Genomic DNA, 9,571 nt, shown 5'->3' on the forward strand with positions numbered 1-9,571 from the left:
CCCGCCAGCCCACCGCCCGCGAAGAACTCGAACGCCGTCGGCCGTGTCGGGGTGGAGGTGGGTCGAATCGCCATCGCGGAACATTAGGTTCTGAGCTTCGCAAACGCGACGTCGCCACTCTGTTCCTTCTCTTTCGTCATTGCCCGGCTTGACCGGGCAACAAGGTGGCGCCGAAGGCGATTTGTTCGGGCAGGATGTTCGTTTTCGTCCGTGACAGGTTCGCGCTCTCGCGCGCCGCTGGGTCCCCCGGTCTTGCTACGCTCGCCGGAGGATGACGAAAGGAGAGGGGACGCCTCCGCTTGAATGCGACTGTATCCGCAGTCACCATGGCTCCAGCACCAAGGACCACGCCATGCGCCCCATCGCCGCCGCCGTCATTCTCGCGTTCGCCGCCCTAGCCGCCTGTTCGGAACCCGCGTCGCAGCCCGCCTCTGCCCCCGCATCCGCGCCGGCTCCCGCCGTCCTGGCCGGGGTCGATCTCAACCAGCCGATCCGCGCGCTGGGCACCGAACCCTTTTGGGGTATCTCGATCACCGCATCATCCATCGGCTATACTGCGCTTGAGGGTGAGCCCCTGCTCGGCCCGAACCCCGGCCCGACGCTTCAGGGCACGACCGCCACCTACGCCTCGACCGTCGGCGACCGACCCGTCGAAATCACCCTGATCGCCACCGAATGCTCGGACGGGATGAGCGACCGCACCTATCCCCTGACCGCCATGGTCAAGCTGGGCGGCGAAACCCTGAACGGCTGCGCCGGCTCCAGGGCTGCGCTGGAGGCCCAGCCCCCGGCCTAACCGCCCAGCAGGGCCCCAACACCCGGCACTGTCTTGACCGCCTCACCCAGCGGATCGGCCCCCGTCACCGCCCGCAGCCGGTTGCGCGCGGCGGGCAGCAGCCGCTTCAGCTCGTCGCGCCCCACGCCGATCTTTTCCAGCCGCCCCAGCACGGCCATGGCGTCGGCGATGGCCTTGCCCGACAGGCCGCCGGCGCTCTTCATCAGCCCGCCCATCAGACCCCCGCGCGGCGGCTTAGCCTCGTCGGACAGGGCCGCCTCACGCGCGCCCGACACGGCCGCATAGACCGCCGCCATCGCCTCCGGTTCGGCGTGTTTGTCCAGCAGTCCAAGGGCGGCCACCAGAGCCGCGCGGCCCTGTTCCGGGGTCAGTCCGGCCTTGTCGGCGGCGGCGGAGACCAGGTCGTCGAGGGGAATCATCGTGCTCATGGCCCCGCCTTAACGGTTCTCAAAGCGTGTGGCTCCTACAGTGTGCGCATGACCCAGCTCGTTCCTGCGGCCCCGGCCGACCTCCGCTCCCTGACCGCGCTTCGCTTCGTTGCAGCCATGTGGGTCGCGGTCTACGCCCTGTGGGACAATCTGGCGGTGGGTTTCCGGCCCGATCTGGTGGCCAAGGGCTACCTCGGCGTCGAGCTGTTCTTCGTCCTCTCGGGCTTCATCCTGTGCCACGTCTATCTGGCGGCCCATGGCGAGAAGCGCTTCAGCTATCGTGACTTCCTCTGGGCCCGCGTGGCCCGGGTCTATCCGCTGCATATCGCGACCCTGGTCGGGGTCGGGGTCCTCGGTGCCGCCGCCCTGTTCGCGGGCATGAGCATCGACGGCAATGTCATCAGCTGGGCCGCGCTTCCGGCCAACATCGCCATGGTCCACGCCTGGGGCCTGTCGCCAGAGGCGGGGTGGAACCATCGGTCCTGGTCGATCTCGGCGGAGTGGTTCGCCTATCTGCTGTTTCCGGCCTTCGCCTTCGTGGCCTGGAAACTGCGCCGCATCCCCGGCGTCGCCATCGCCGGGGCCCTCGCCCTGATCGCGGCCCTGTACGTCGGCTTCAACGCCGTCGCCGGCTTTCCCCTGACCGAGGCGACCTTCCAGTGGGGGGCGCTGCGGATCGTCCCCTGCTTCGCCTACGGTTGCGCCCTGTATCTGGCCTTCCGCAAGGCCCCGCTGCCGGCCCCCGGCCTGATCGCGGTCATCAGCACCGCCGCCCTGATCGGCGCGGCCGCCCTCAATGTCTGGGACGGCTTCATCGTCGCCATCGCCGGCCTGCTCATCCTGTCGCTCGCCTCCCTGCCCAACGCCCGCGCCGGCTGGCTGGCGTCAAAGCCCGCCGTGTATCTCGGAGAGATCAGCTACGCCGTCTATATGGTGCTGGTGCCGTGGCAGTTGCTGGCCGTGAACCTGGCGGCCAAGGCGACGAACGCGCCCGACAAGCATCTTCAACTTTTTGTGTGGCTGGCGGTTCTGGCGGCTTTGCCGGTGGTCGCGGCGGTGGCCTATCACCTGGTCGAATACCCGTCACGGCGGGCGATCCGGGCCTGGGCGGCGCGTGGGCCAAAGCCGGTCAACCGCGACAAGAACGCGCACCAACCCGCCTAATCAAGGGCTTCCCCTGCTACGCGAGTCCCGGTTAAGGATGTCGTGGGCGTAACAATCGGACACAAACCCAGCATGAAGAAACGCATCGCTGCCGCCGTGGTTGCGGCCTGTCTCGGATTTGGTGCAGTCGGCGCTCCCGCCTCCGCATCCGCCGACAGCCCCTACTGGCAGTGCGTGACCTTCGCGCGGATGTTCTCCGGCATCAACATCTTCGGTGACGCCTGGACCTGGTGGGGTCAGGCAACCTCGAAGTTCCGCACCGGCAATGCGCCCGAAACCGGTGCCGTCCTGGTCTTCCGTCCCGAGGGCCGGATGAGCCGGGGCCACGTTGCCGTCATCTCCAACGTCCTGACCGACCGCGTCGTCCAGGTGACCCACGCCAACTGGGGCGGCAGCCGCGGCCGCGTCGAGGAAAACGTCACCGTCGTCGACGTTTCGGGCCGCAATGATTGGAGCCAGGTCAAGGTCTGGTACAACCCGATTCATGACCTGGGCACGACCGTCTATCCAACCTACGGATTCATCTACAAGGGCGACGCCGACGCCTTCAACGGGCGTGCCGTCCAGACGGCCTCGCTCGGTGGTTCCGCCGGCCAGCCCTGATCCTTCGATCCTGACGCGGGATCGCATATGATCCGCGTCTATCGCACCGGCTGCCTCGCCTGCGATCCGGTCCTGACCGATCTGGCCGATTGGACCCTTCCCGACGACGCCATCTGGATCGACCTGGTCGACCCCTCGCTGGAGGAGGACAAGGCCATCGAGACGGCCCTGTCCCTGTCCATCCCGACCCGCGCCGAGATGGCCGAGCTGGAGGCCTCCAGCCGCCTGTACCGGGAAAGCGGTGCCACCTACGTCACCGCCGACATCATCCACAACGGCGACGGCGACATGCCGAGCGTGGATCCGGTCACCTTCGTCCTGACCCACGGCCCCCTGGTCACCATCCGCTATTTCGACCCCAAGCCCTTCGCCATTCTGGCCGACCGCATCGAGCGCGACCCTGAGCTTTGCGGCTCGGGCGCCGAGATGTTCCTGCATCTGATGGAGGCGATCATCGACCGCGCCTCCGACATTCTGTCGATCAACGCCACGCGGGTGGAGGGCATCTCCAACCATGTCTTCGCCGAGGGCAAGACCGTCGGCTTCCACCGGCTGATCGGCAAGCTGGGCCGGGCCCATATCGTCAACACCCGGATCGAACAAAGCCTGGCCGGTCTGGCGCGGGTCTTCGCCTATGTGTCGCTGGACGAGCGGATCGAACATGTCCCGGACGCCCGCGACCACCTGCGCTCCCTGTCGGGCGACGCCGCCTCTCTCCTGCAGCACAACCAGTCGGTGGCGGCCGGGATCAATTTCCAGCTCAGTGCCGCCCTGGGACTGATCAACATCGACCAGTCCTCGATCGTGAAGGTGTTTTCGGTCGCCACGACCTGTCTGATGCCGCCCACCCTGATCGGCGCCATCTACGGCATGAATTTCGACCACATGCCCGAGCTCCGCTGGATCGACGGCTACCCGCTCGCCATCCTGGCCATGGTCATCTCGGGCATAGCGCCGCTGCTGTGGTTCAGGCGGAAAGGGTGGCTTTAGAGCCTACCACTGCGGCCGGATCGACAGCTGGAAGGCAACCAGCCCCTCGGACACGTCACGGTCGAAACCCTCGCCGCCGCGCAGGCCCTCGGCCTTTAGCTCGCGATAGACCACGCCGAACGAGCCCTGCATCGCCCCGCGCCGATAGGCCACGCCGATCGAGGCGTCGCCCAGGAACGAGCCCTTGTCCTGGCTCATGCCGGAGCGGGCATAGTCGCCGTCGCGGGTGCGGGCGAAATTATAGCCCACCGCCCGACCCGACCCCGCAGCATACAGATACCAGCGCGCCCGGTCGCCGAACCGCTGATGTCCGTTGGGGGCCAGCCGGTCCAGGTTGTCGCCGATCTTGATCGTGGCGCCCGCCTCGGCCGAGCCGCCGTCGTCGCCGACCCCGAAACCGGCATGGGGCGTCAGACTGACCTCCAGGCCCGAGCGCGTATAGCCCCGCGCCACCGACCAGCCGCGCGTGAAGGAGACGTCATAGGCATCGACGTCAAAGGCGTCGCGGTCGCGAGGGGTGACCGGCAGGGGCGACCCGTCCGCCCGGCGCAACGTGCCTCGCGTCGTCAGCCGCACCCGGTCCGAGTGCCGCCCGCTGTCGAACCAGGCCTCGGAACGTTGCATCGCCGCCAGACCGTCGAACCGGTCCGGCCTGCGCGGGCCGAAGACGTTCGCGGTCACGGCCGACGACGACAGGATCGGCGAGGGGTTCTGGAACTCGATCGCGCCGCCAAATGCCCGCTCGGGCTGGACGCGGAAGGCCGAAGGCTGGACCAGGGTGGCGGCGGGTCGGGCCGCGAAGGCCGGGTCCGGCAGGGGCGCAGAGACGGTGCGCGACATGTCCCGCACGGCTTGCAGACTGTTGAGTTCCTGGGCCCGGGCCCAGTGGGGGTCGAGAGTCGTCTGCGCCGTCGCCCCGGTCACCGTGGCCAGAAACGCGGTCAATCCGCACGCGATACTCGACAGACGTCCCAACGGTCCCCTCACCGCCCGTTAACGTTGCGTTTACCCTGACCTAGAAAAGGCCGACCGCCAACAGACAAAATTACGATGCATTCCTGACACCTTCGCAACGCGAAGGGTCAGGGCGGGGTTCCGCAGCGTTCTTTCGCCTTGCGACGGGGCGGGAAAGTTACGCCAGCGCCGCTTCGGACGCCGCGATGCGGCTGGCGGCATGGACGACGGCGGCGATGCGCAGGGCGGCCTGGATCTGGGTCGAGGGCACGGCGTGTTTCTTCAGTTCGCCTTCGTGGGCGTCCAGACAGGCACCGCAGCCGTTGATGGCAGAGACGGCCGTGGACCACAGCTCGAAGTCGATCTTTTCCACGCCCGGATTGGCCAGGACGTTCATCCGCAGGCGGGCGGGGAGGGTGGTGTATTCGTGGTTCTTCATCAGGTGAAGCGACCGGTAGTAGATGTTGTTCATGCCCATGATGGCGGCGGCGGCCTTGGCGGCGCTCATGGCCTCGGGCGACAGTTTCTCGGCGGCGGCGGCCTCGATCGCCTTGACCACGGGCCCGACGCCGATGGCATGGGCCGAGGCCAGAAAACAGCCCCACTTCTGCTGGTCTGTCAGCAGGGTCTCGTTGGCCAGCGAGGACAGGTTCAGCGAGATGTCCTTGGCATAGGCGGGCAGGAGGTCGCGGACGGCGTCGATAGACATGATAAATCCCTTGGTGGGCTATCGTTCGCGGCGCGGCCGCTTACTGCTTGAGCCCGTTTCGTGATGGAAGAAAAAAGGCGACGACGGATGCCCGCCGCCGCCTTCTGCTTCAGGTCGCTCAGCGTGCCTTTAGGCAGCGAGCGTTTCGCCACCGACGGCGCGGTTGCAGGCGCACAGTTCGTCGGTCTGCAGGGCGTCGACGACACGCAGGGTGTCTTCCGGCGCGCGGCCGACGTTCAGGTTGGTGACATAGACGTGCTGCACGACATTGTGCGGATCGACGACGAAGGTGGCGCGCAGGGCAACGCCTTCGGCTTCATCCAGGATGCCCAGGGCGCGGGCGAACTTGCCGCCGGTGTCGGCGAACTGCCAGATCGGCAGCTTGTCGAGGTCGGCATGGTCGCGGCGCCAGGCCAGCTTGACGAACTCGTTGTCGGTCGAACCGCCGAGCACGATGGTGTCACGATCCTCGAAATCCTTGCCCAGCTTGGCGAAGGCGGCGATTTCGGTCGGGCAGACGAAGGTGAAGTCCTTCGGGTAGAAGAAGATGACCTTCCACTTGCCTTCGAAGGAGGTCTCGGTCAGGGGCTCGAACGCCGAGACGCCGCCCTCTTCGTGGGAATTGAAGCCCGGCTTCACGCCGGTGATCTTGAAGGAAGGCAGGGTTTCGCCAACGCCGAGCATGGGTCTCTCCGTTTGAAAATAAGGGACGGCGACGGGGGAGGTGTCACCGATGTCGCTCAGATGAGCCTTCGCACCTGCGAAGTCAAATCGATCGTTTTGCATCGCAGCATAGATTCAAATTATGTGATTCTCCTTAGTTGAAAGCCGCTCTTTCATAGATTTTTCTGCGGCTGTGCGAAAACTTTATCGATTTTGCTTTTCAGAAAGACGGGCCTAGCGTCACCGTCAACGGCCCAGAAAACACCGGAGGACACCATGGACGGCGAACAGGCTCCCACCCCCCTCAATGACCCCAGGAAGGAGCCGGCGGCGCTGCGCTCCCTGCTCGGGCGGACCAACCGCGACTGGTGGCCCAACCAGATCGCGATGGACATCCTGCATCAGCAGGGCAAGTCGGGCGACCCGATGGGCGACGGCTTCAACTATGCCGAGGCGTTCAAATCGCTGGACTATGCGGCGCTTAAGCGCGACCTGACCGCCCTGATGACCGACAGCCAGCCCTGGTGGCCGGCGGACTATGGCCACTACGGCCCCTTCTTCATCCGCATGGCCTGGCACTCGGCCGGCACCTATCGCACCGGCGACGGGCGCGGCGGTGCGGGCGCGGGCCAGCAGCGGTTCGCGCCGCTGAACTCCTGGCCGGACAACGGCAACCTGGACAAGGCGCGCCGTCTGCTGTGGCCGATCAAGCAGAAGTATGGGTCGAAGCTCAGCTGGGCCGACCTGATGATCCTGGCCGGCAATGTCGCGATCGAGTCCATGGGTGGACCCGTGTTCGGCTTCGGCGGCGGACGCGCCGACGTCTGGGAGCCGGAAAAGGACGTCTATTGGGGCACCGAAGAGAAATGGGTCGGCGAGGAGGGCAACGAGACCCGCATCCAGCCCGACAAGGAGATGGCGCTGGAAAGCCCCCTTGCCGCCATCCAGATGGGGCTGATCTACGTGAACCCCGAAGGTCCCGGCGGCGTGCCCGAGGCGCTGCAGTCGGCGCGCGACATCCGCGAGACCTTCGCCCGGATGGGGATGGACGACGTGGAGACCGCCGCCCTGACCGCCGGCGGCCACACTTTCGGCAAGGCCCACGGTGCCGGTGACGCGTCCAAGGTCGGCATCAGCCCCGAGGGCGCCGACATTGCCCAGCAAGGCATGGGCTGGATCTCGGGCCACGAGAGCGGCATCGGCGACCACACCATCACCTCCGGCATCGAGGGGGCCTGGACGCCCACGCCCATCACCTGGGACATGACCTATTTCGACATGCTGCTGGACCACGATTACGAGCTGGTCCGCTCGCCCGCCGGGGCCAAGCAGTGGCAGCCGGTCGGCAATCCGCCCGAGACCCTGGCTCCCGCCGCCCACACACCGGGCAAGCGGGTGCCGACGATGATGACCACGGCCGACATGGCCTTCAAGGTGGACCCCGCCTATCGCGTCATCATGGAGCGGTTTCGCGCCGATCCCGCCTATTTCGGCGACCAGTTCGCCCGCGCCTGGTTCAAGCTGTGCCACCGCGACATGGGACCCAAGGTCCGCTACCTCGGGCCGGAAGTGCCCGCCGAGGACCTGATCTGGCAGGATCCGATCCCGGCCCACACCGGTCCGGTGATCAGCGAGGCAGACATCGCCGCGCTGAAGTCCAGCATCGCCTCGTCCGGCCTGTCGGTCGCCGAGCTGGTCACCACGGCCTGGGCCGCCGCCGCCACCTATCGCGGTTCGGACCATCGCGGTGGCCCGAACGGCGGGCGGTTGCGGCTGGCGCCGCAGAAGGACTGGGACGTCAACGAGCCCCAAAAGCTGGCCAAGGCTCTGGCCGTCTATGAGGACATCAAGTCCGCCTCGGGGACCAACGTCTCCATCGCCGATCTGATCGTCCTGGGCGGTTCCGTCGGCGTGGAACAGGCGGCGAAAGCGGCCGGCCACACCGTCGACGTCACCTTCACCCCGGGTCGCACCGATGCCTCGGCCGAACAGACCGACGTCGAGGGCTTCGCCGTGCTGGAGCCCAAGGCCGACGGCTTCCGCAACTATCTGTCGGTGCGCTTCAACGTCCCGACCGAGGAACTGCTTGTCGACCGGGCGCAGCTGCTGAACCTGACGGCGCCCGAGATGACGGTGCTGGTCGGAGGTCTGCGGGTGCTGGGCGCCAACCACGGTGCGTCGAAGCACGGCGTCTTCACGGATCGTCCGGGCGTCCTGACCAACGACTTCTTCGTCAACCTGCTGGACATGAAGACCGGCTGGAAGAAGGTCGACGGGGAGGGTGACGAGACCTTCGTCGGCACCCACCGGATCACTGGCGAACAGCACTGGACTGCGACCCGCACCGACCTGGTCTTCGGCTCCAACTCCCAACTGCGGGCCCTGTCGGAGGTCTATGCCTCGGCCGACGCCGGAGAGAAGTTCGTCAGGGACTTCGTCAAGGCCTGGGTCAAGGTGATGAACCTGGACCGCTTCGACCTCAGCGGGTCGGAACTGGCCAAGGCCGCGGCCTGAGCCACCGATTCTCCTCCCTCTGCGGCGCGGGGGGAGGAGATATCGTTTAGCGGAACGGCGGCTCGTCGAAGGCGCGCAGCTTCCTGGAATGCAGGCCCGCGCCCTCGCCACGCATCAGGTCGATGGCCTTGATGCCGATCTGGAGGTGTTCGGAGATCGAGCCTTCGTAGAAGCGGTTGGCCTGACCCGGCAGCTTGATCTCGCCGTGCAGCGGCTTGTCCGACACGCACAGCAGGGTGCCGTAGGGAACGCGGAAGCGGTACCCTTGGGCGGCGATGGTCGCGCTCTCCATGTCGATCGCGACGGCCCTGGACTGGTTGAAGCGCAGGGCGGACTTGGAATAGCGCAGTTCCCAGTTCCGGTCGTCGGTGGTCACCACGGTGCCGGTGCGCAGGCGACGCTTGATCTGCTCGCCGGGCATGCCGGAGACGACCTTGGCCGCGTCATACAGGGCGCGCTGGACCTCGGCGATCGAGGGAATCGGGATGTCCGGCGGCAGGACCGCGTCCAGCACATGGTCGTCCCGCAGATAGGCGTGGGCCAGGACATAGTCGCCGATGGTCTGGCTGGGCCTCAGACCGCCGCAATGGCCGATCATCAGCCAGACGTGGGGCCGGGTGACGGCCAGGTGGTCGCAGATGGTCTTGGCGTTCGACGGCCCGACCCCGATGTTGACCAGGGTGATGCCCTTCGACCCCGGCGCCGTCAGGTGATAGGCCGGCATCTGGTGCTTCTTCCAGGCCGCGTCCA

General features: G+C 66.8%; 10 protein-coding genes. 5 read left to right on the forward strand and 5 right to left on the reverse strand.

Annotated elements, in window-relative coordinates:
- Positions 1-352: 352 nt before the first annotated feature.
- On the forward strand, positions 353-796 hold the full coding sequence (locus JHC99_RS14500) for a hypothetical protein (RefSeq protein WP_292155123.1): 444 nt from the start codon (positions 353-355) through the stop codon (positions 794-796).
- On the opposite strand, the gene JHC99_RS14505 is transcribed toward JHC99_RS14500, so the two are convergent.
- On the reverse strand, positions 793-1,224 hold the full coding sequence (locus JHC99_RS14505) for a hypothetical protein (protein WP_292155124.1): 432 nt from the start codon (positions 1,222-1,224) through the stop codon (positions 793-795). The genes JHC99_RS14500 and JHC99_RS14505 overlap by 4 nt on opposite strands.
- Before the next feature lie 48 nt (positions 1,225-1,272).
- On the opposite strand from JHC99_RS14505, the gene JHC99_RS14510 reads away from it, so the two are divergent.
- The 3 genes from JHC99_RS14510 to JHC99_RS14520 all read left to right on the forward strand — a co-directional run bounded on the left by JHC99_RS14510 (position 1,273) and on the right by JHC99_RS14520 (position 3,981).
- Positions 1,273-2,388: an acyltransferase gene (locus JHC99_RS14510; RefSeq protein WP_292155125.1), complete on the forward strand. Its 1,116-nt coding sequence runs from the start codon at positions 1,273-1,275 to the stop codon at positions 2,386-2,388.
- A gap of 72 nt (positions 2,389-2,460) precedes the next feature.
- Entirely contained in the window at positions 2,461-2,991 is a 531-nt protein-coding gene (locus JHC99_RS14515) for a CHAP domain-containing protein (RefSeq protein WP_292155126.1), read from the forward strand.
- Positions 2,992-3,018: 27 nt separating this feature from the next.
- Positions 3,019-3,981 carry a magnesium transporter CorA family protein gene (locus tag JHC99_RS14520; RefSeq protein WP_292155127.1) on the forward strand — a complete coding sequence of 321 codons (963 nt, stop codon included), beginning with the start codon at positions 3,019-3,021 and terminating at the stop codon, positions 3,979-3,981.
- 3 nt (positions 3,982-3,984) lie between these two features.
- Here JHC99_RS14520 and JHC99_RS14525 read toward each other — a convergent pair whose 3' ends face one another.
- The 3 genes from JHC99_RS14525 to JHC99_RS14535 all read right to left on the reverse strand — a co-directional run bounded on the left by JHC99_RS14525 (position 3,985) and on the right by JHC99_RS14535 (position 6,328).
- Positions 3,985-4,926 carry a lipid A-modifier LpxR family protein gene (locus tag JHC99_RS14525; RefSeq protein WP_292155128.1) on the reverse strand — a complete coding sequence of 314 codons (942 nt, stop codon included), beginning with the start codon at positions 4,924-4,926 and terminating at the stop codon, positions 3,985-3,987.
- A gap of 187 nt (positions 4,927-5,113) precedes the next feature.
- The gene (locus JHC99_RS14530; protein WP_292155129.1) at positions 5,114-5,644 is read right to left on the reverse strand and encodes a carboxymuconolactone decarboxylase family protein; all 531 of its coding nucleotides are present in this window, start codon (positions 5,642-5,644) and stop codon (positions 5,114-5,116) included.
- Between the two features lie 129 nt (positions 5,645-5,773).
- Complete coding sequence (locus JHC99_RS14535) at positions 5,774-6,328, reverse strand: peroxiredoxin (protein ID WP_292155131.1); 555 nt, start codon at positions 6,326-6,328, stop codon at positions 5,774-5,776.
- Positions 6,329-6,583: 255 nt separating this feature from the next.
- Here JHC99_RS14535 and katG point away from each other — a divergent pair, with 255 nt between their 5' ends.
- A complete protein-coding gene (katG, locus tag JHC99_RS14540) occupies positions 6,584-8,821 on the forward strand; it encodes a catalase/peroxidase HPI (protein ID WP_292155132.1) in 2,238 nt (745 codons plus the stop codon).
- A gap of 46 nt (positions 8,822-8,867) precedes the next feature.
- Here the strand turns inward: katG and JHC99_RS14545 are convergent.
- Positions 8,868-9,571 (reverse strand): AMP nucleosidase (locus JHC99_RS14545; RefSeq protein WP_292155133.1); only part of this gene is annotated, 704 nt, incomplete at its 5' end.

The sequence above is a fragment of the Brevundimonas sp. genome (assembly GCF_016463485.1).
Taxonomy (GTDB): domain Bacteria; phylum Pseudomonadota; class Alphaproteobacteria; order Caulobacterales; family Caulobacteraceae; genus Brevundimonas.

Bases quoted from the DNA above. Each gene is read 5' to 3' on its own strand.
- JHC99_RS14500 (WP_292155123.1), top strand. From the start codon at position 353: ATGCGCCCCATCGCCGCCGCCGTCATTCTCGCGTTCGCCGCCCTAGCC.
- JHC99_RS14505 (WP_292155124.1), bottom strand. From the start codon at position 1,224: ATGAGCACGATGATTCCCCTCGACGACCTGGTCTCCGCCGCCGCCGAC.
- JHC99_RS14510 (WP_292155125.1), top strand. From the start codon at position 1,273: ATGACCCAGCTCGTTCCTGCGGCCCCGGCCGACCTCCGCTCCCTGACC.
- JHC99_RS14515 (WP_292155126.1), top strand. From the start codon at position 2,461: ATGAAGAAACGCATCGCTGCCGCCGTGGTTGCGGCCTGTCTCGGATTT.
- JHC99_RS14520 (WP_292155127.1), top strand. From the start codon at position 3,019: ATGATCCGCGTCTATCGCACCGGCTGCCTCGCCTGCGATCCGGTCCTG.
- JHC99_RS14530 (WP_292155129.1), bottom strand. From the start codon at position 5,644: ATGTCTATCGACGCCGTCCGCGACCTCCTGCCCGCCTATGCCAAGGAC.
- JHC99_RS14535 (WP_292155131.1), bottom strand. From the start codon at position 6,328: ATGCTCGGCGTTGGCGAAACCCTGCCTTCCTTCAAGATCACCGGCGTG.
- katG (WP_292155132.1), top strand. From the start codon at position 6,584: ATGGACGGCGAACAGGCTCCCACCCCCCTCAATGACCCCAGGAAGGAG.